We start from the raw sequence: 21,707 nt of genomic DNA on the forward strand, positions 1-21,707 counted from the left end.
TTCCCGGGGTAATCAGCTTTCATAAAGCTCTTTTTTGATTTTATTTTTCACATCATGGATAAACTGCATCTTATTATCCCAGCATTTTTGACTCAAATCGACTGGGTATTCTTCTGGTTTGCTGATTCGTTTGTATTCCTCCCAGAAGAGTCCGAGACTGTCCTGCACATATGCTTGAATCGTTTGGATATCTGGATTATCATACACCAGCTTCCCTTGTTCAAAAATTGGGACATGAAGGTCCTTTGCCACAAAATTTGTCACAAATTTGCTGATAAATGTATGAACTGGATGGAACATTTTCAGCTTATCTTCACTTTGAACATCTTCTTCTTCAAGGGCAATGTAGTCTCCCTCAGAGTGATGATTCAATTGATTGATAATGCGATACACTCGTTTACGGCCTGGTGTTGTCACTTTCTCTGGGTTAGAAGAAATTTTGATCGTATCATTCATCTGACCGTTTTCTTCAATCGATACAAGCTTATATACAGCACCAAGAGCTGGCTGATCGAATGCGGTAATCAGTTTCGTTCCAACACCCCATACATCAATTTTTGCACCTTGTGCTTTTAAGTTCATAATGGTGTGTTCATCAAGATCGCTTGATGCAATGACTTTTGCGTCATGGAATCCAGCTTCATCCAGCATCGTTCTCGCCTTTTTAGACAAGTAGGCAAGGTCTCCGCTATCAAGTCTGACTCCAATAAAGTTGATTTTGTCTCCGAATTCTTTCGCTACCTTAATCGCATTTGGAATGCCTGATCTGACCGTATCATATGTATCCACTAAAAAGACACAGTCTGTATGTGTTTCGGCATATTTTCTAAATGCAGTATATTCGTCGCGATATGCTTGTACAAGGGCATGGGCATGGGTGCCTGATACGGGAATATTGAAGCGTTTCCCTGCACGGACATTACTTGTTGCCTGAAATCCGCCGATCAGTGCTGCTCTTGCTCCCCACATGGCTGCATCCATTTCATGCGCACGTCTTGTTCCGAATTCTAATGCTGTCTCATCTTCAATGATTCCTTTAATACGAGCCGCCTTTGTTGCAATTAGCGTCTGGAAGTTCACGATGTTGAGCAGTGCCGTTTCAATTAGCTGCGCTTCAACAAGTGTTGCCTCGATGCGCATAATAGGTTCATTCGCAAAGACAATTTCTCCTTCTCTCATTGAATGAAGTGTCCCTGTAAAAGACAATCCGCTTAAGTATTCAATGAAATCGCTTTTATAACCGAGTTCATCTTTTAAATATGCAAGGTCGCTCTCGGTGAAGGAGAAGTCCGATAAATATTCAATCGCTTTCTCTAAACCAGCAAATACAGCGAAGCCGTTGTCAAATGGAAGCTTTCTAAAGAAGAGTTCGAAGACTGCCTTCTTCTCATGAATGCCGTCTCTCCAATACGTTTCTGCCATGTTAATTTGATAAAGATCTGTATGTAGTGATAAACTGTCGTCAATAAACCGATGCTCCAACTTCCATTCTCCTTCCCTTACTTAACCACTTTCGCACCAAGCGTATGCTCAAAGTGAGAAAGTGCCCACTCGTGCCCCGCTTCATTAAAACTCGCTACGGCATTCTCATGAATCACAAGTTCAAAGCCTTTATTGTACGCATCAACAGCTGTATGAAGTACACAAATATCGGTACACACTCCGGCTAGGTGAAGTTCAGTGATGCCACGCTCGCGCAGTTTCATTTCTAATTGAGTGCCTGCAAAAGCAGAGTATCTTGTTTTTTCCATATAATAGACATGATTTAAATGTGTTGACGTGTGAAATAGTGAACTTAGTTTTCCGTAAAGTTCAATTCCTTCTGTCCCGCGAATATTATGGGGCGGAAATAACTTTGTCTCTGGATGATATGGATCTTGCTCTTCATGATGATCGACGGCAAAAACAACAAAGTGTCCTTCATTAATAAATGAAGAAGTGATCTCTGTAATCTTCGACTCAATCGCCTGTCCAGGCTTTCCGCACGTCAGTTTTCCATCGTCTGCAACAAAATCAACTGTATAATCAATACAAATCAATGCTTTGCCCATCCGCATCTCTCCCATATGCTCTTTTGAATCATTATAGCTTATTCATTTCACTAGGGAAACCTATTCAACAGATTCACGAGAAAAAGCTTTTTGAAAAAGCTCATCTTCTATATAGATATGCTCTTGATTGATCGCATGCGGCACCTCTATCACAAGCCCAAACGGTGAATGTGACTCGTGATGGTTGACCACTTTAAAAGAACAACCAGCGGCATTTGCCATTTTGACATATGGAGAATAAGAAGCATATGACAATTCACCATTTAAAAGAACAGTGGCCTCTCGGTTTGCCTTCAATACTTGCTCTACCTCTTGATACGATTTATGTCTCGATACTTGCCCTTTTGTCAGAGCGAGAAGAGCACGTTCTCTTAATGAGCCGAGAAACATTCTTCGTTCATCGGGTTTTGTTTCAGCATGTCCAAATATCCCTTGCTGCAAATAAAAGTCTACGGATTCTTCTTTCATTGCTGTGTTCACTCCTGGTTTCTGAATTTACATTTCTGTGACCCAGTGCACAATTTTTTGTGCAAGTTCACGGGCTTCGTCTATTTCTACTCTTTTGTTTAAAGATTGTTCTAGTGCTTGCTCAAGCTGCGTTTTTTCGTCTTCATACGCAATAGAAATACTCCATTCCATGTCAGGTACAGCGACAAGCGTTTTATATTCTTTTTTATTTTCATGTAAATATACATTGTAGGTTGTTGGTTGCCCGTTTGTCAGATGCGCTTTTCTTATTTTCATTTGATGAGTTTTCCCCCCTTTTTCTTCTTCCTTCTTCTATCCATTGTACCATAAAAAAAGACAGCTTCTGAAAAGGAGACCCTTTCAAAGCTGGCTATGCGTTAAAGCTCTTTTGCTGGCTGATCAGGTTTGAATCCCACACAAATGTGACGTTCGGATTGTTGAAAAATTGAACAAAGTCTCCTGCATTATAGGTGCCTGAACCACCAGCGGAATGATCTACACTTTTTGGCGAAATGGCAAACACATCGCCGAAATGTGCAGAACCGTTTCCTATGACACGGTCAATATGAATGGGTCCAACAATTGCTGGCATCTTTCCACCACCTTTACTACCCTCATCATATGCCTAGCGGAACAATACGTGTCTATCCAACATAAAAAAGACAGCTGATATGTCATATGATCAGCTGTCTTTTATGCATTAAATGATTGAGGCTGGCCAAACAGTGTAAAGTCCCAAAGCATGGTGGCATTCGGATCGCTTGTCAGGGACATATAATCACCTGAATTAAAAGCTCCCGCTCCACCGGTTGAGTGATCTACAGCCAAAGGGGCAATGGCGAGAACGTCACCAAAAGTAGCCGAGCCGTTTCCGCCTAAAGACTCAATATGGATGGGTCCAACAATCGCAGGCATCTTCCTTCTCCTCCCTATTCGCTTATGTGAGTTATGTTATGCAAAAAGGGAAAAGTTGTGCATCTGCCCTAAACGTTTAGATGTTGTTCTTTTCGAGAGCGCTGACGCAGCTGAACCAATCTGACAATATTGAGTGTGATGGCTTTCAGCAGCGCATAGACAGGAACGGCAAAAATCATGCCAAGGATTCCGCCAAAACTTCCTGCCCCAATTAATAGCAAGATAATTGTTAACGGATGTGTGTTGAGACGTTTTCCAATGATCAATGGAGAAATGACGTTTCCATCGATCTGCTGAACAACAAGAATGACAATAACAGTCACAACCGCTTTTCCAGGCGAATCAAGAAAAGCAATGAGCACAGCTGGTGCCGCACCAAGATACGGCCCAAGATATGGAATGACGTTTGTCACCGCAATAATGATGCCGAGAATGAGCGCATATTTCACACCAATTAATAAGTATCCGATAAAACAAGCAACTCCGACAAATAAACAAACAACGATTTGTCCTTGTATGTAAGCAGCAAGCGTATCGTTTAATTCTTTAAAAATCTTCAATCCTTCCTTACGGTAAGGCATTGGCAAAAATTGAACGAGCTTGTCCGGAAACTTATGCCCGTCTTTTAGCATGTAAAATAAAATGAATGGAACGGTAATGACAGCGAGGGCAATATTCGCAATCACGCCAAACACCGCCGACATACTGGAAGCAATATTTTCCGGTAAATCTTTTAATGTCGAAACGATCGACTGTTCAAACTTCGAAACAGACACATAATCTTGGTTCATCATCCATGTAAATGTTTTAGAATGCGAGAAGTCGTTGATAAATTTCTGCATGTCCGTGACATACCCCGGGAAGCTTTTGACAAGTCCACCCACCTGCGTGACAATGACAGGTCCAGCAGCATTGACAACAAACGTGATAAGCCCGATGAATAGGAGATAAATAATCAGAATGGCGAGCGTCCTAGGTATCTTCTTCGACAAAAATCGAACAATCGGATTAAAGATGAAAAAGAGAATACCTGCCAGTAAAATAGGAACAAACAACGTTGAAGCAAATAAAATGATCGGCTGAAATAAAAATGAAACTTTTGTTGATACGTACACAATCAGTAAAACCAGTAATATTTGGAATGTCCAAAAATGAACTTTAGATTTTAACAAAGATGCTCCTCCTGTTACGTATTGACCTTATTAAAAAACTACTATTCAACCCACCTTCTGTCAACTGCTTCTTGTTTTAGAACCATATTTTTTGAAAAAAAAAGAACAATTGGTATATCATGCACTTTTTCCAGATATACATTCTGTAAGCATTGAAAAAAGCAGACACCTGTGCGTCTGCTTGTTACACTCTTTCACTGTGATCAGGCATCACCGACACGATTTGCTGGATCCGCACATAAAACACTGATTTTGCCCCCGCCTCAATCACAATATGATCCGGCATCACTTCCTTCAACTTTCCACGTACTGTATCTTTCACTGTTTGAACAATCAATCTCATACCGACTACTTTCTGCAATGTTTGATAAACATATGGATCAACTAATGAAACAAGCTGTGGACTTCCTTGTTGTGCCATGCTACCTGCCCCTTTACTTGTGTATTTACCCACAGCGTATGCAATGACCCATGTGAGTGTCACTCAGCAAACCCACAACATTATTACCGTATTTTTACATTTCGTATTTTTTTACAATTTTTAGAAGTATAATAGATTGGTGCTGCCAACATCTTAAATTATTTGAAGAGGTGAATGATCTTGAAAAAATTAATCTGTATCGTTGCTGTCATGCTCTTACTATCCTCTGCAAGTTATGCGCACGCAGGCACAATTGGAGATGCACCTGGTACACCAGGGAAGTGGTTTAAAGGAGAAGAACCGGTACAAAAAGACCTGTCAAAACCCCCACTTGTTTTTGTTCATGGCATAAACAGTTCTTCCTCCACATGGTCTGATCGAAACGATATGGCAAAACAAGCTGTTCTGAACGGATACGAAAGCGCGTTCATAGATTTGTATCCAGATCAGGACATGAAAAAGAATGGGAAACTATTAGCAGAAAAGTTAAAAGAAATCTATGAATTTTTCGGCAGAAAACTGATCGTAATCGGTCATAGTAAAGGCGGAGTGGATACGCAGGCTGCCCTCGTGTATTACAACGCTCATCCATATGTAGAGAAAGTCATCACACTTGGCTCTCCACACTATGGGACGCCGCTTGCGGATTTAGCCTATAGCAAAGGCGGAAGCTGGCTTGCGCAAATCCTTGGACAAAAGAGCGACGCGCTCTATTCTCTGCAAACCGGGATGATGGCAGCTTTTCGAAGTGAAACCGACCAGCTGGAGACGTTCCCTCATAAGTATGTAACCTATTCTGGTTCAGATTGGGGAACCTTTGGCGGAGTGCTTTATTTAGGCGGCATGTATTTAAAAAGCTTTGGTGCAAACGATGGCGCTGTGACGGTCAGCAGCACAAAGCTAGCATATGCAAACAATATTTTAACAGGAAAATGGGATCACTTTTCGATCAAAAACGGCACAAGCATGTTCCCTGTATTTCAGGCACAGCTGCGTGCAAGTACCGCAAGCGCTGAAAGTGAAGACGAACAAGAGCAAGAACCAGTCGCTTCGGAGCTAAATACAAACGTTTATGTGAAAGGTGGAGAAAGTGAAAAGGATAAAACAGAAGCGTTCTATGTAGAGGAAGGAACGAATGGCCTATCGATTCAGTGGTTAAATGAAAGACAGGAAGCCAATCCGGAAATCGTTGCGCCAAATGGAGATGTCTTAACCAATTTGACGACATCCGAATCATCATTCCCATATGAAGGCGCCTATTCACACCATGTGCAAATCAATAAACCCGTTCCAGGAAAATGGACGATTCGATCAAATTCAGGAAAAAAGGATCCTTATTTGCTACTTGTATCCTTTGATTCACCATTGAATGAAGAAATCAAAATCGCTGCAGCGAAATCAGGAGATGCATCGACACATTCGAGCAAGCTGATTAAACGATTAAGCAAAACTGTAGAGACCACTTATTTTAAAGATGCCGAGAAGGATCATCCACTGAAAACGAGCTCTTCATCAGCCGTTCAATTGAAAAAAGAAGGTGCTTATTCCGTCACGGTTCATTACACAGGTCTCACTGCGTCAGGAACGTCGGCATTTAACCGTACTGTGATCCGCACATTGTATGTGGATCAGCACGGAACGATTCATGGAGATATTCCATATTAAACAGAGCGTTTCATGGGCTGAAGCGCCTGCTGCACCTTCTCATCCAAATCAGCAATTTTTTGGAGCGCAAGTGATTCATCTATTTGTCTGTAATGATGGTGTCCACCAGGCTCTTCGTCCATTTCATCTGCTTTCTTCACAATTTGCTGGAGTGTGTCCTTATGCAGGTCGCCCTCTGGCAAATATGAATCTGTGTGAAGCAAAATCGCAAGGGCAATCTCTTTGGCTGCTTTTGGTTCCTCGCCGAGCCGTATGAGCAGTTTATGTGCCCGCTCTGCCCCTTTAATGGCATGAATATCATTCCGTCTATATGTCTCGTAATCCCACTCTCCGCCTGCTGTATACCATTCATAGTGGCCGATGTCATGCAAGAGTGCTGCTTTCACAGCAAGATCCGGGTTAATCCTCGCCTGCATCGCCAGTTTGAATGCGTGATAAGCACAAGCAATGGCGTGGGCTTTTCCTGAACGATTTAAATATTTTTGAGCGACTGGATGGGTGTAAACATCCATTAATGTAACCTTTCTCATGGAAACCCCTCCTTATCTATATTTTTAGCATCCTAACATATTCTGAAAAGAAACTCAAATGTTCTGTCATATTTCCGATGAGTCTCAAAATTAGCTTATGCTCGATAAGCTGTCTTTGCTTGTACAATACGAAAAAAGCAGCCGTTATGACTGCTTTTTTCCATACTCACGGGCATCGTATACACAACCGCCAGCTGGGTCATCTGCTAGAAGGTCGAGTAAAATACCGGCCACTTCATCTGGGCTCTTTAGCGTACCTGTTTCATGTAATTGCTGAAACCGTTCAATTTGTTCAAAGTCCTGTTTGGAGGATTTCCGAATCTCTCCCTGCATATCCGTATCAATCGTACCGGGTGAAAAGGAAAACGTGGCGACAGGATATGTTTCGTCCTGCTGTTCCTCATGTAAAGTCCTCATAAACATATCAAGCCCTGCTTTTGAACTGCAATAGGCACTCCATCCTTTGTACGGGTTTTTAGCTGCCCCAGAAGAAAGATGCACGATGGTTTTCTTCCCTTCAAGAGATTGTGTCTTCCTCACAAACACGTGACTGAGCAAAACAGGGATGACAAGGTTCAGCGTATAATGCTGATGAAGCGTATCCTCTCCGCCTTGCCCTGCACGTTTGATAGGAGTCACCATTCCTGCATTATTGACAAGCAAGATGTCATCAGCGTCTGCGAGAGTTTGCGAGGACAAGATGCCCTGAAGCCACTTTGCAGCCGATTCCTCATCAGTGAGATCGACCTGTGAATGCGTGAGGTGTGGATGGGATAGTGGCGACTCACTTCTTGCAGCGGTGTACACGTTATCCCCGCGTGAAAGTAGCTGTTTGACAAGTGCTAAACCAAATCCTTTTGATCCGCCTGTGACGATTGAAATTCGAATGACAATCTCCTCCCTTGATAACACTATTTTAAATAGTGAATCGGTATCACATCAAGCAATCTGCATAAAGAAAAGCCTGCCCCTTTTTAAAGAGGCAGGCTATTTCTTTTCCGTCTTCACATTCACCTTTGGAATCAGAATGATCATGACAATGATGCCAAAGGCGATCAAGATGCCAAAAATGATTGGCAGAAGCGCCGATCTCTGCTTTTCATGATCATCGCCAGAAGGAGTTGATACAGCCGAATCGCTGAAAGAGATATTCATCTCTTTCATCATACGAGCTGGCGTTTTAGGCGGATTGTCTTTCAGATCACTAAAAATTTGCGGCGAAAGTTGACCACCAGAGGTCTTAGGCGGGTCAGCAAAGTGAATGTCCGTTTTGACTTTAGATGTTGTTTTGCTTTGTTCGTATTTCGTTTGATCCCTCAATATACTCGAATTAATATTGAGGTTCTTTTCTTGATATTCATTCGGCTTGACATTCGTATCCGTATCTTCACCTGTAGCAGCAAAAGCAGCAGGACTGAGGAGAAAAAGGGATATGACACCAAGTGCCATCCCTTTGACGAATAGATTAAGCCTCATGAGTGACATCACGTTCCTCTGTTTTGTCTTTCCATAGCTTCTTCACTAGTGGAATGACCATGAACAATATCGTTAAAATCAGTAGCCCTGTGATGCCCATACCGAAGTTGTCTCCATTTCCATATTGGATAGACAGATACACGTCTGTCACTGGATTTGTAAAATGGAAGTTTGGCATGACCAAATCAATTAACGGTGCAACAAAGAAGAATATAAGCGCCGTTGCTGCCATCCATCCGGCAATTGAACCGAAAAGGAAAGCTGTGCGAATAAAGGCAGAGCATGCCACTAGCAGCAAAATCGTAAAGATGGACCATTGAATGGCTTGGTCATCAGCTAGTTTGTAAATGTTGAGTCCAAACAGGCTGATCATGAGCCCGACTAACAGATTTAAAATACCAAACAGTGCACCTTTGACCAGCATTGGCGCTGACGCATAGTACGAGCTAAAAAAGCCAATCAACAAACTGCTGATCATGACAATAACCAAAATGACTACTGGCGGTACAGTCTGCGTTTTTTCTTCTGGCACATCGCCGCTAATTTTCAGCGGATTGGCTAAATGGTTATACACATAGTTGCTGTTGCCTTGATCGTCTAAAGTGTTGCCTAAAATACCCTTCAAATCTTGTTGAACAAGCTTCGTAGAATTGACATTCTTACTCCAGTTTTCGTTCAACGTATCTGCTTTTTCTTGAACGGTTGTGACACTTTCTTCAATATTATTCGTATAATCCGCCACCCCTTTTTGGCGGTCGGTTAACGAACTCATATTTTCAGAAAGACGAAGCACTTCCTGACCAATTGAATCCTGTGCACTCACAACAATCGAACTGCCCGCAAGGTCTGCCGTATACACCGCATCTCCTTGATCAGCCATTTGTTCAGCTACTGTGTCCGCACTTTCAGAAATGGCATTTAACTCCTGTTCCATGCTTGCCTGCTGAGTCGAAATGTATTCTGCGTAGCCATCTGAGAATTTTTGCATCTCATCAATAAAGGTAGACACATCATCATTTGACGTCAGCATTTGATTTTTGAGTGTATCCCAGTTTTCCGTTTCTTCTTTTTTGATGGCAAGGATGGACTGGATTTCATCTCCTTTTGTGTCTAGTAGAGATGAGTTGTTTGTTGGTTGATATAGATTCCCAAGCATCATCTCTAGCTGAGACAGTTGATTGGAGTATTCCATTAACTTTTTGGTGCTTGTTGAATTTGTTTTAAACTCTTGATCAAATATTTTCGTATTCACAGTGTTGCCAATCGGCGAGTTTACTCGTTTCAGCTCTTGCACTTTGTTTAAAATAGAGGATTCCTGATTTTTGATTTCATTCGGAATGACGTTATATCGATCTTGTAACCTTAGAATCATCTTTTCAAGCTTCTCTACTTTTTTCGTGAGGCTTTCAAGCTCCTTACTCATTTGACTTACTTTGTCTTTCAATTGGTCGTTATGAGCGGCCGCTTTTTCTTGAATCTTCTTTTTCACTTCTTCTAAACGATTAGACAGTGCTTTCAGGTCGTCTTTTGATTGATTCGTGCCGCTGTTATCTGGCTGAACAGCATCCTGGCCATTTTCACTCTCTTTATCATCTTCATTAGTAGGAGGTGCAGTCTGATCTTCTAATTGATCAGCTAGATCGTTCATTTCCGATGAAATTTGCGAGAGTTCATTTGTTTCATCATCTAAGTTAATGCCAATCTCTTCTGGGTTCTCGTTATCTTGATCTGATTGCCCGTCATCATCAGGATCAGCTGGCTGCTCGGGCGCGTTCATTAACTCTTGCCTTTTTGTCTCTAGCTTATTCTGCAAGGCGATGATCTTACTTTTATAGGCCTCTAAGTATTGACCTTCATAATTCTTCAATAGTTCTTCTTGAGACGCCTTCACAAGGTCCGTTAATCCCGACGATTGCTTAGGAATTACGTCTTCTCTTGCCCTTTGAACAGATTGAATTGCGCTGTCCGTTGTTTTAAGCTGACTTTGGACCCCATTGATATCGGTTTTGAGTCCGCCCATTTGATCGCTAAAGCTGCGGGCGTTTTGGTTTTGAATCTCCGCAAGCTGTTTGAGTCCTTGCTGGATTTGTTTTTTGCTTGTCGATTGCGCTTTGATCAAGAGATCCTTTTGTTTGTCTTGATACTGCTGATATTGATCGACTACTTTTACGAAATCCTTCAGCTGGCTTTTCGCTTCTTCTGTTGTACTTAAACCGTCTTTATACTGTTTTTGTGAGTCGGCCATCGCATTTTTTAGTTCTTCTATTTGTTTCTTCTGCTGCTGGACGGCATCAGATAGTTTGTTTGAATTTGGCTTATAGAAGTTGTACATCGTGTTTTGGAATTCGACCTCTTTACCAACAATATGCTCAAACTCTTCTCTGACATTGCCGATTTCCTGTGATACAAAACTCCAATATAAAGTCGACATTTGTTCATTCATTTTCTTTTGAGCATTTTCTAGCTCTCTTTGTACTTTTTCTTTATTCACTGCATTGAGCTGATCTTGGATTGAGAATTGGATAGATGCCTTCTCTGGATGATCCTTATCATAGCTCAGCACATTTTTAGAGAAGTCAGATGGAATATAGAGAACTGCATCGTACTTTCTATTTTTCAGGCCATTTTCTGCCGCACTTCGATTGACGACTGTCCATGTGTAATCTGGACGCTCTGATAATGCCGCCACCACATCCTGTCCAAAACGAGCGGTATTTTCACTTTCGCTCGCCCCCATATCCTCATTGACCACGGCAATGTTACGTGTGGCATTCTTTTTCTGTTTTGCCGGATCATCCCCAATGAGATGGAAAAATAGAACCGGCAAGACGAGAATCAGTATCATGGTCGACACGATTTTGATGGAGCTTTTTTGCTGCTCTGTCATTGAACACTCTTCCTTTCTACCGCACATAAAGGAACCTGGATTTTCTTCTCTTTCCCGTTTTCAACCAAATATCCGAATCCTGGCTGAATCTCTGGTTCTTGTCTTGCATACGGAAGCGGTATGATGTTTTGCTCTGATTTTTTCATCAGTAACATGGCATGACGAACCTGTTTAATTTCGTTTGTGAGTGCATCATAGCCTTTACTGAATTCGGTATGATTTCCTGATGCGATCAGGCTGAAGCCTAAGTGTGCATATGATTTCATGAAATCTGCCAATTGATCTTGAAGACGCGGGTCGATTGTCTGCTGAAAACGCGTAATGCCATCAATCACAAGCACAATTTGAGAGAACGACAACTGATCAGTCTCTCCCCGGCGCACAGCTTCGACGTACATCTCTTCACGCACCTTGAATAAACGATCTATTTCCTCTGCCCATTCTGTGATATCATCCTTTGTTTCAAGGTAATGAATGTTTTCTTCTTTTGCATAATGAGAGAGCCCCCGATCAATCGAATCAAAGACGGCCAGCTTCTCAGGTTTTGCTACTAATAGCTGATCAAGCATTAGTTTGGTCACATTTGTTTTCCCTCGCTGCGTTTGACCGATGATGAGGCAATGTTTATTCTTCTTCAAGTCAAAGTAAACAGGTGCAACAGATTCCTCATCTAGTCCGACTGGAATGTCATACGGCTGTTTTTGTTCTTCTAAGCGACTCTCTAGCTCCCAAATGGTCAGCTTATCAGGAAGCATCGGCACAGGTTTTGGTTTTTCAGCTGATTCAAAGCGAGCATCTAGAAGCTGGATCTCTTGTTTTAAATGCTCAAACAATTCGAGATCGTTCTCTCCTTCAACTGGCAGGAACATTTGGGCAAAATAAAGCTCTTCTTTGTTGATAATGACTCGTCCTGGAATTGGCTCTAAGCTGAATTTCGGTCTGCCAATAATGGAGTATGCCTCTCCTTGATCCATTAAGTAATGGACAATCTTTGTTTTCAAGTTGTTCATAAGCGATTGACGGACTGCGTTGACACGAGTCGCTGTGATTAAGAAATAAATGCCTAACGATTGTCCATCACGGCTTAACTGAATAAATTCAGATTCGAGTTCATGCATTTCGTCTTTCACAATGTCAAAGTTGTCAATCACGATAAATATGAATGGAAGCTTTTTCTCATTCAGCGCATTGTACATTTTGATATGACTCATTTCCTGCTGTCTAAATAAACGCTTGCGATATTCAACCTCTTCACGAAGACGCTTCATCGACTTTTGAATCTTTCTCATTTGATCCATTAAGAAATAATCAGCCGTATGCGGAAGTTTGGCAAGCGGTAGCAAGGTGCCGTTACCGAAGTCATAAATATATGCATGCCATTCTTCAGGTGAATATCTTTCTGCGAAGCTCATAAGCAGTGTTGTTGCAGCAAGTGATTTGCCGTAGCCGGATGAACCGAAGATGCCAATATTTCCATCCTCCATCATTTGATAAGAAAGTGGATGCTGGCTTTGCTGATCTGGCTCATCGACAAGAGCGAAATGGAAGACGTGCTCTTCACTTGATGCATAACGTGTTTTTGGAATCCGTTCTTCAAGCGGTGGAAGCCATGGACTCGGAAGCTTTTCAATTCCAAGCTCCTGCTGCATACGTTCAATTTCATCCACAACAGCGGAAATTTCCGTCACTGTCTCTTTTTTCACAGCCGGCTCTGTACTTACCCCTGATAATGGGATCAGTCCAGTGTCCGTTACAATGGCGATGTCATCTTCTGATCCGTAGCCATCTTCCATATACGGTGCACCGCTCCACGCCGATTGGAATAATTCATAGATTTCATTGTTCCCCACTTGTAAATATCCACGACCTGTCACGGTAATCGACGCTGCATCACTATTTTTCAAAATTTCCTTACTGTCTGACGCATCTTGTACCTTTAATGCGACTTTAAAGCGGGAGTTACTCCAAATTTGATCATCAATGACCCCGCCGGGCTTTTGTGTCGCCAAAATGAGATGGACACCGAGACTTCGTCCAATCCGCGCGGCACTGACAAGCTCTCTAATAAATTCTGGCTCTTCACTTTTTAATTCAGCAAACTCATCAGAGATTAAGAACAAATGAGGCATCGCCTGTTCCGCCTTTTTCTCTTTATAGAGTTTCGTATAGTCATTGATATGATTCACATGATACTGATCAAACAAGCGCTGTCTTTTCTTCAGTTCACTTTTAATAGAGGCAAGCGCTCGTTCACTAAAGTTTTTGCTGCCTTCAATGTTTGTGATCGTACCAAGTAAGTGCGGAATATTTCGGAACGGCTGCGCCATTCCCCCTCCTTTGTAATCAATGAGCAGGAACGCCACTTCATGCGGGTGAAAGTGTACAGCCAAGGATAAAATATACGTCTGTAAAAACTCACTTTTTCCTGATCCCGTTGTTCCCGCTAACAGACCATGTGGGCCATGTGCTTTTTCATGCAGATTCAGATCGACAATATCATTTTTTCCTTTATAACCGATAGGCACAGATAATGACTTGGCTGTTTCAGATGTCAGCCATTTTTCACGAATGCCAATGTCATCTACCTGTTTGGCATGAAACAGATCAAGGAAGGAGACCGTTTCTGGAATCGAGTTGGTCATCCCGACTTGATGATCTAATGTTCTTAAGGTTCTGGCAAACAGCTCATTGTCCGCTCGCTCATGTGCATCCAGCTGAAATGGAATTCGTACGGCCTTCTTATGCTGAATAAGAATATCTCCTTCTTCTTCGTTAATGTAACGAACAAGCGTTGAAATATTTTCAGCCAAGCTTTCCTTTGTTTCTGCCGCAAAGATAATAGAGATGCCTAAATCAGTCCGGCTGCCTTCTAGGTATTCTAAAATCACATGTTCCGCAATGAGTTCATGGTTTGTCACGATAAACACAAAGTGAGGCGTAAAGATTTTTTTCTCTTTTTCCTCTTCCAGATCACGCTCTCGCAAAATTTCATAAATAGAAGACAAGAGCTGATCACGTGTTTGTTCGTTGTATATAAACCCTTTCCCGTATGTATGAGGAAGTTGGAAGTGCGGCAGCCATTTCATCCATTCCCAGTTCTCATACTCCTGTTCATTAAAGATAAAAACAAATCTCAAATCATGATAGCTGTGCGAGAAAGCAAGCTGGCCGACAAGCTGGTGAAGCTCATTTTTGACAATTGCCGGTTTTCCTATTAATCCGGTTGGACCGTCCGCAAGACCGAACGTAATCGGTACATCTTTTACCTCGCGATAGACGTTTTGCATATGCTGTGTTTGTTCCATTAAGTCATCGATGTCACGATTGGCCATATCGCCGCCGCTCGTCGATAATTCATAACTTGAAGGAACTGCACCTGTCCCTAGACGCAGCTGTAAAAAATCATCACTGACAAGCGTCTTTTCCCAAATACGCCCGCTGATTTCTGACGTCAAATATTTCATTTGTTCAAAAGACGGATAATGATACGTTAAAATAAATTGTTGACGGTCATACAGCTCTTGCAGCTCTTTCCGCTTATTTTCTAAGTAAAGAGAGTAAACGCGTTGCCGCTTCTCCTCTCGTCTTTTGCGCTGTGATTTCTCTTTAAAATATTGAACGGACGAAGTAATTAACGTCATAATAAACATCGCCATCGACACGACAATAAAGATACCTCGCGGCTGTACAAGGGCCACGATCCCCATGACAATAAGCATGACAAGCGGCGGAAGAACCACGAGCCAAAGTCCTCTGCCGTTATTTTCACTCTCCTGTGAAGGAAAGCTGAAAGACACCCGGTCATCTGGCAGATCGTAAATCAAACGTGGTGTTCGTCTATATAAAGGATATTTTTGTTTCGTTTCGGTACTCGGCGGCCTTGTTTTTTCTAAACGTGTTTGAAATGGTTCAAATGCTGTTACTTGCAATAAATCATCATCTTTCAATGACAGCGTCAAAAAGTTCCAAAACAACTCATCTCCAGCAAGAAGCTGCTGTGGACCGTGCAGCTGTTTCCCGTTCACATAGATCGTTTCATCTTGGGGAATGACATACCAAGTGCCTTCTATTTTTTCCAACGTGAAGGATTTGGCATCTTGAAACATTGAATGGGCTTCTTCTTTCCACACATCCGCTTCATCTATTTCTTCACTTGAAATAGTCACTTCGACTCTATTTCCTAGGTAATAAATGGTTTGATCATGATGTGAATCCATCAACATGAGTGTGAGTGAACCAACCTGATATGGTTCATGTGGAAGTAAGTGACCTTTCTTTTTTTCGCCCTGATAAAGAGAAAAGCCGTCATTCGTTTCATCTGGAGATAAACGAATCAATCCTTCATCAAACGAAAGGGAAGGAATCGTTACTGTATGCTCTATTTCAGGTCCAATCACAGCTTCCCGGTTGAACTGCTCATCTAAACGGACGGTTTGATAATCTTCCTCATAAAAAACCCATAGAAGATTCAAACGCTCCACCTCCTCATCGGACAGCACCAACTGTCAGTTGTATCGAAAGAATTATTTTTTCTCATCTTTTTTCGTCTGAGAGGTTTTCTTTTTTGCATCAGATTCTTTCTCTTTTTTCTCCTGATCGGCTTTTGACTGCTCTTTTTGTTCAGCTGTTTCATCTGTTTGGCTTGCATCTGAGGAGTCATTGGTGCTCGTCTCCGTTGTTTCTTTTTCTTCATATTTTGCCATTTCCTTAATGATTGGATCTAGCTGTTTTTGTTTTTCTTCAGCAGATAGGCTGTCGTCATTTTGAATTTCATTGCGGTAGGCGACGAGTGCTGTGAATATGTATCGGTCGTCCCCGAGCACCCTTGCAATATCCAGAGCTTCCTTGCTATTGCCTTGTCCAATATGAATCCAGAACAGGAAGTATTGCGGGTCTGTCTGCAATGTGTACGTATCCGTGATTTCTTTTTTGTGCTGGTCAAGCAATAGATTCCCTTGATTCGTTTGCACATACGAAATGGCCAGTTCATATTGAAGAGAGACTGGCATTTGATCGGCTTTGTATTTTTCGAGCGTATCCACCACTTGGCTGTACTGTTTGTTGAGATAATACTTGTTCGCTTCCACATACGCTTCTTGTTTCGGCATGGCGAAAAAGAACGTGTAAATGGTATACACCAATGCAGGAATCAAAAGAACAAGGAGGCCAAGTCCAATGTATCGTTCAATCTTCCATTTCTTTTTTGGAATGGTTAAGAGCGTCTTTTCTTTTGCTTCGATGGCTTCTATTTTTTGTTGAATCAAAGCAGACAATTCTTCCAGCGACTGTGTATCACTTATTTCCTTTGCCTGCTCAGATAATTTCAACGTATCATGATAAGCCAAATATTCTTGAAACTGATATTCATGGTCCACCACTCGAAGAATGACGGCTTTGACCTCTTTTAACAAACGTTGTTGGTCGGTTTCATATGGCGGGATGCTTTCTTTGACCCCGTAATGCAAAAATGCAGGCGCTAAGCCTTGATGAAAAACAATGTTTTCAGGAGAAACAATAGGATGCAGCCGCTTCACATCGTGTTTGCACACTGCATCGACAAGCTGGTATGAAAAAATCCATTTGCTTTTTTCATCCTTTGCATGGATGAAACGAAATTCCTGATAGGCAGGAGGCGGTTGAATCGAAATGATGACCTCACCTTCGGTTAATTGGATCTCTTTTTTAAATGAAGGATTGATGTCTTTAATCGGTGCCGCTTCTAAACCGTCTAAGAGTTTAATTGTCTCTCTTTGAAAAATGAAGGTGTAAGTGCCTTCCTCTTTTTTCATGACTGCTTCTAATTGTTCTTCTAAATAGGAACTCTTTTTATCTGCCATTTACAAAAGTCCTTTCATAGTATTTCCAGCCTGTCTCCTGTGGTGATTCCACAGTCTGACAGCTTATATTCGCCTGAAAACACAGCTTTCTTATTGACTACACGCACCCATCCGCCATCTCGTTTAGGTAGTGAGATTTGTTTTGCCTGCCAGGCGATATGGATGACTTGTTTAATATGTAAATAATTTGATAGTCTCAAATCAAACACACTGCCATCATAGTTTTTTAAGTCGATGGTAATATCGATATACACAAATTTCCACCTCACAAAATAGAAAGAGCGCCGGCATCAACTGACAGACTCGGCGCTTTTTCTGCTTTTCACACTTAGAAAGGAAATCCCTTTGATTAGCCGCGGATTTGGCTAGCGATGTCTTGGTCAGTGCTTTCAAGTGTATTTGCAGTTTGATCAAGCTGATTGCTGACATCTGTTAATAGATCAGACATTTTGATGAATGAAGGTTTTAGCTGTTCGTATTGATCAGCGAATGCTTCACTAGAAGCACCTTCCCACATTCCTTTTAGGTCAGAGATCATTCTATTTAGACGATCAACTTGGTTTAACACTTCTTGACTTTCAACACCATATTGCTTAGCGGTCGCTCTTAGTTCTTCTGGGGTTACGCGAATAATTCCTGACATATTCCTCATTACCTCCCGTGCATAGCCGCCATATAATGGGCTAATCCACTTATTTTTTGACGTTATTATTATAAAAACAGAAATGATACACAGTCAAACAAATCTGTTTTTATTTTACAAAATGAGTCTATAGAATTACTGTTTTTTCGCTCTTTATCTAGTATTTAACAATTTTTTGGTCATATATTCTTAATAAAAGGGCGTGCACTTCGATGAATCTTTCCGCCTATTGATTTTTTACTACATTATTATTGTACTATTTCTTTTTATGATCAACGCATGACCAATGTGCTCATTTCTCAAGCTTTTTGTTTTTTTAATGATTATGGCATTTTCTTGTTGATTTACGTACCTGATTCTCTTCATAATGTAAGTACGTGAAATATTCGAAAAAGCAGGGGTTTTTTATGACAAAAAAGACAGATCCATTTAAGTATAGCCTTGATCGTTTAGAGGATGTGGCAGACCAAATTAGTGATGTGCTCAATTGCCCTATTACTATAGAAGATACTCATCATCGATTATTAGCCTATAGCACACATAATGATTTCACTGATCCCGCCAGAACTTCAACCATTATCTCCCGCCGTGTACCGGAAAAAGTCATTAATCGGCTTTGGAAAGACGGTATCATTCCTACACTCCTTAAAACAGATGAACCGCTTCGCGTACCTCAAATTGCAGAAGTCGGTCTATCCAGCAGGGTTGCCATTTCCATATGGAAAGACAAAGAGGTGCTCGGCTTTATCTGGGCAATTGAATCCACGCAGCCTTTTTCAGATGAAGAAATGGACCTTCTCAAGATGGCAGCACATGCCGTGAAAAACAAATTACTCAATTTACAAATTCGAAAAACGAAAACAGAAGAACGCAATCAGGAGCTATTTTGGAAGATGCTCACAGGACATATTCATGAAAAGGATGAGATGCTTGATCTCTTCTTGAGGCTTGGGATGAGGTGTCCAGACACGTATGCGATTATTATTTTTCGCCTTCGTGATGAACTCACAGAAGATACGGAAAAGAAGCTCTCCTATCTGCTTGAAACAACGCAGCAAGTGCAGGTGCTGTTAACGACTGTTGATTTTAACGAATTCATTATTCTTGTCTCGCCAAAAACAGAACATCCGCTTCAAGATATTAAACAATTCACAAGCGGCATGCTAAAGCAGTTGTCTGATCGGTATCAACTCCATGACGTTCAAGCAGCCATTGGTGGAATTTACGATCACATTACTCATATTCAGCCATCCTATAAAGAAGCACTGGCCGTCTTAAAAACAAAAGAACGCTTTCCTGTGGAAACAGAACAATTAAACAGCTTTTCTGAACTGGGTATTTATCAATATTTAGATGTGCTTGCTGAAAAACGAAAGGGATCGTCTTATTCCAGTTACTCTTTATCAAAGCTTGAGGATTACGATCTCAGGCATCATTCCAACCTCGTCGAGACCCTTGAACGATTTATTGATTGTGACAGCAACGCCAATATCGCCGCAAAGCAGTTAAATATTCATATCAACACATTGAATTATAGACTGAAGCGGATTACGGACATTGCAGAAATTGATTTAAAAAACATGAATGAGAAAATGACTATTTATCTTGATATGAAGCTAAAAAACGTCCCTTTGTGAAATTTCACAAAGAGGCGTTTTTTAATTTTTTCATTCAACCGAAGAATTTTCTAAACTTTCAGGATACACTAGACATACAATATCAATAGATAAGCATAGGAGGAATTGATATGATCATCGGCATTCCGAAAGAGATTAAGAACAATGAAAACCGGGTCGCATTAACACCAGGAGCAGCATCTCAATTGCTTTCAGCTGGACACCAGATTTTAATCGAAACGAACGCTGGTTTTGGAAGCGGATTCACTGATGACGATTATGTATCTGTTGGTGCAGAGATTCTTGATCAAGCGAAAGATGTGTGGGCATCTTCTGATATGATTATGAAGGTAAAAGAACCATTACCAGAAGAATATGCTTATTTCAGAGAAGGTCTGATCTTATTTACGTACTTGCACCTTGCAGCAGAGCCCTCCTTGGCTGAAGCATTAAAACAAAAAGGTGTGACAGCCATTGCTTATGAAACGGTAACGGACGGAAAATCACTCCCTCTATTAACGCCAATGTCTGAAGTAGCAGGTAGAATGGCTGCTCAAATTGGTGCTCAATTTTTAGAAAAGCCAAAAGGCGGAAAAGGCATTTTGCTCGCCGGCGTGCCAGGAGTATCGAGAGGGAAAGTCACCATTATTGGCGGCGGTGTCGTTGGAACAAATGCAGCGAAAATGGCGATCGGACTTGGCGCAGATGTCACCCTTATTGATGTAAATGCGGAACGATTACGTCAGCTGGACGATCAGTTTGGTCATCAAATGAAAACGTTAATGTCTAATCCTGTTAACATTGCAGATTCAGTGAGCGAGGCAGACCTGCTCATTTGTGCGGTTCTCATCCCAGGTGCTAAAGCACCAACCCTTGTCACAGAAGAAATGGTGAAACAAATGAAGCCTGGTTCTGTCATTGTCGATGTAGCCATTGACCAAGGCGGGATTGTGGAAACAATCGATCATATCACAACACATGATCAGCCTACTTATGAAAAGCACGGCATTTTACATTATGCTGTTGCCAATATGCCAGGAGCGGTTCCGAGAACATCGACAGTTGCTTTAACAAACGTCACGGTCCCATACGCACTGCAGATTGCAAATAAAGGCGCTGCAAAAGCGATCAAAGAAAACAAGGCGATTGCTGAAGGCGTTAATGTGATGAATGGACATATCACCTATGAAGCTGTCGCTCGTGATCTCGGCTATGATTATGTGCCTGTTAGTAAAGCCCTTGAAACGTCTTCCATGACCGAAGCTTAATATCTAGCCCGCCCTTTTCAGGGGCGGGTTTTATTGTTAACCTAAAATAAAAATGAGTTGACAAAAGAACCTCTTCCCCTTAATCTATTTGTACAGATAAGACAGGGGGAAATATCATGCAAAAGAAGACAAGAACAGCTGACTTTGTGCTCGTCGGGATGTTTGCTGCACTCATGGCTATCGGAGCCAATATCACATCCATTGTGCCATTTTTACAGGTCGGCGGAATCCCACTTACGATGCAGCCGTTTTTTTGTGTGCTTGCTGGTCTTTTGCTGGGCAGACGACTTGGCGCATTGGCCATGATTGTCTATGCTCTTGTTGGGATCGCTGGTGCACCTGTATTCGCACAGTTCTCGGCGGGTCTCGGCGTTATTTTAGGAAAAAGCGGTGGCTTTGTGTTATCATACATTCCTGCTGCTTGGCTTGCCGGATTCATTCTTGAAAAAAGACAAAACCCTGGTTTTGGCCGCTTTTTATTTGCAGCCATTGCAGGAACGACCGTGATGTATGTGATCGGGACAACTTATACGTACATCGCATTAAATGTATGGCTGAACGCACCAATCTCTTATCAAACCACATGGTTCTTCATGATATGGTTTATGGTAAAAGACTACGCGCTGACCATCCTCCTTGCGATGCTGGCACCTAAAATTTATCGATCTGTTTCAAAAGCTACATCCTTTCGAAAAGAACAAACAGCTTCCTAACATCAGAAAAGGTTCCTTTACTCTATGAGTAAGGAACCTTTTTTC

Annotated in this window: 20 protein-coding genes; 4 read left to right on the forward strand and 16 right to left on the reverse strand. The window is 41.7% G+C overall.

The genetic code is table 11. The features are described 5' to 3' along the window. Positions 1-12 precede the first annotated feature (12 nt). The 8 genes from BA79_RS04525 to BA79_RS04560 form a co-directional block, all read right to left on the reverse strand. The gene (locus BA79_RS04525; protein WP_007500472.1) at positions 13-1,482 is read right to left on the reverse strand and encodes a nicotinate phosphoribosyltransferase; all 1,470 of its coding nucleotides are present in this window, start codon (positions 1,480-1,482) and stop codon (positions 13-15) included. Between the two features lie 17 nt (positions 1,483-1,499). Then, positions 1,500-2,051 carry a cysteine hydrolase family protein gene (locus tag BA79_RS04530; RefSeq protein WP_035701212.1) on the reverse strand — a complete coding sequence of 184 codons (552 nt, stop codon included), beginning with the start codon at positions 2,049-2,051 and terminating at the stop codon, positions 1,500-1,502. Between the two features lie 60 nt (positions 2,052-2,111). Further along, on the reverse strand, positions 2,112-2,519 hold the full coding sequence (locus tag BA79_RS04535) for a YueI family protein (RefSeq protein WP_007500468.1): 408 nt from the start codon (positions 2,517-2,519) through the stop codon (positions 2,112-2,114). A 27-nt stretch (positions 2,520-2,546) separates the two neighbouring features. Beyond that, the gene (locus BA79_RS04540; protein WP_035701215.1) at positions 2,547-2,795 is read right to left on the reverse strand and encodes a YueH family protein; all 249 of its coding nucleotides are present in this window, start codon (positions 2,793-2,795) and stop codon (positions 2,547-2,549) included. Between the two features lie 94 nt (positions 2,796-2,889). Next, positions 2,890-3,111, reverse strand: a complete 222-nt coding sequence (locus BA79_RS04545) for a spore germination protein (RefSeq protein WP_008345878.1) — start codon at positions 3,109-3,111, stop codon at positions 2,890-2,892. Positions 3,112-3,212: 101 nt separating this feature from the next. Beyond that, the gene (locus BA79_RS04550) at positions 3,213-3,434 is read right to left on the reverse strand and encodes a spore germination protein (RefSeq protein WP_008345880.1); all 222 of its coding nucleotides are present in this window, start codon (positions 3,432-3,434) and stop codon (positions 3,213-3,215) included. A 68-nt stretch (positions 3,435-3,502) separates the two neighbouring features. Further along, on the reverse strand, positions 3,503-4,606 hold the full coding sequence (locus tag BA79_RS04555; protein ID WP_008345881.1) for an AI-2E family transporter: 1,104 nt from the start codon (positions 4,604-4,606) through the stop codon (positions 3,503-3,505). A gap of 184 nt (positions 4,607-4,790) precedes the next feature. Continuing rightward, on the reverse strand, positions 4,791-5,027 hold the full coding sequence (locus tag BA79_RS04560) for a YuzF family protein (RefSeq protein WP_003213721.1): 237 nt from the start codon (positions 5,025-5,027) through the stop codon (positions 4,791-4,793). Positions 5,028-5,207: 180 nt separating this feature from the next. Between BA79_RS04560 and BA79_RS04565 the strand changes: the two genes are divergently transcribed. Next, positions 5,208-6,692, forward strand: a complete 1,485-nt coding sequence (locus BA79_RS04565; RefSeq protein ID WP_035701218.1) for an esterase/lipase family protein — start codon at positions 5,208-5,210, stop codon at positions 6,690-6,692. Here BA79_RS04565 and BA79_RS04570 read toward each other — a convergent pair. The 8 genes from BA79_RS04570 to BA79_RS04605 form a co-directional block, all read right to left on the reverse strand. Next, a complete protein-coding gene (locus BA79_RS04570) occupies positions 6,689-7,222 on the reverse strand; it encodes an HD domain-containing protein (protein WP_035701221.1) in 534 nt (177 codons plus the stop codon). The two genes, BA79_RS04565 and BA79_RS04570, sit on opposite strands and share 4 nt — an antisense overlap. A gap of 144 nt (positions 7,223-7,366) precedes the next feature. Next, the gene (locus BA79_RS04575; RefSeq protein ID WP_035701612.1) at positions 7,367-8,110 is read right to left on the reverse strand and encodes a (S)-benzoin forming benzil reductase; all 744 of its coding nucleotides are present in this window, start codon (positions 8,108-8,110) and stop codon (positions 7,367-7,369) included. Positions 8,111-8,209: 99 nt separating this feature from the next. Further along, on the reverse strand, positions 8,210-8,707 hold the full coding sequence (essA, locus tag BA79_RS04580) for a type VII secretion protein EssA (RefSeq protein ID WP_017358933.1): 498 nt from the start codon (positions 8,705-8,707) through the stop codon (positions 8,210-8,212). Next, positions 8,688-11,585, reverse strand: a complete 2,898-nt coding sequence (esaA, locus tag BA79_RS04585) for a type VII secretion protein EsaA (RefSeq protein WP_008345891.1) — start codon at positions 11,583-11,585, stop codon at positions 8,688-8,690. The genes essA and esaA overlap by 20 nt, the downstream gene beginning before the upstream one ends. Next, complete coding sequence (essC, locus tag BA79_RS04590) at positions 11,582-16,057, reverse strand: type VII secretion protein EssC (RefSeq protein ID WP_035701223.1); 4,476 nt, start codon at positions 16,055-16,057, stop codon at positions 11,582-11,584. The genes esaA and essC overlap by 4 nt, the downstream gene beginning before the upstream one ends. A gap of 51 nt (positions 16,058-16,108) precedes the next feature. Continuing rightward, positions 16,109-17,422 carry a type VII secretion protein EssB gene (essB, locus tag BA79_RS04595; protein WP_007500453.1) on the reverse strand — a complete coding sequence of 438 codons (1,314 nt, stop codon included), beginning with the start codon at positions 17,420-17,422 and terminating at the stop codon, positions 16,109-16,111. Positions 17,423-17,436: 14 nt separating this feature from the next. Continuing rightward, on the reverse strand, positions 17,437-17,676 hold the full coding sequence (yukD, locus tag BA79_RS04600) for an ESX secretion system protein YukD (RefSeq protein WP_008345897.1): 240 nt from the start codon (positions 17,674-17,676) through the stop codon (positions 17,437-17,439). A 95-nt stretch (positions 17,677-17,771) separates the two neighbouring features. Further along, positions 17,772-18,065 carry a WXG100 family type VII secretion target gene (locus BA79_RS04605; protein ID WP_003213769.1) on the reverse strand — a complete coding sequence of 98 codons (294 nt, stop codon included), beginning with the start codon at positions 18,063-18,065 and terminating at the stop codon, positions 17,772-17,774. 407 nt (positions 18,066-18,472) lie between these two features. Between BA79_RS04605 and adeR the strand changes: the two genes are divergently transcribed. The 3 genes from adeR (at position 18,473) to BA79_RS04620 (ending at position 21,662) form a co-directional block, all read left to right on the forward strand. Beyond that, positions 18,473-19,702, forward strand: coding sequence for a sporulation transcriptional activator AdeR (gene adeR, locus BA79_RS04610; RefSeq protein WP_008345900.1), 1,230 nt, complete (start codon positions 18,473-18,475; stop codon positions 19,700-19,702). 110 nt (positions 19,703-19,812) lie between these two features. Beyond that, positions 19,813-20,949: an alanine dehydrogenase gene (ald, locus tag BA79_RS04615; RefSeq protein ID WP_017358929.1), complete on the forward strand. Its 1,137-nt coding sequence runs from the start codon at positions 19,813-19,815 to the stop codon at positions 20,947-20,949. A gap of 116 nt (positions 20,950-21,065) precedes the next feature. Beyond that, positions 21,066-21,662, forward strand: coding sequence for a biotin transporter BioY (locus BA79_RS04620; RefSeq protein ID WP_008345905.1), 597 nt, complete (start codon positions 21,066-21,068; stop codon positions 21,660-21,662). Positions 21,663-21,707 lie beyond the last annotated feature (45 nt).

Source organism: Bacillus altitudinis 41KF2b, assembly GCF_000691145.1.
In the GTDB taxonomy this organism is placed as follows: Bacteria; Bacillota; Bacilli; order Bacillales; family Bacillaceae; genus Bacillus; species Bacillus altitudinis.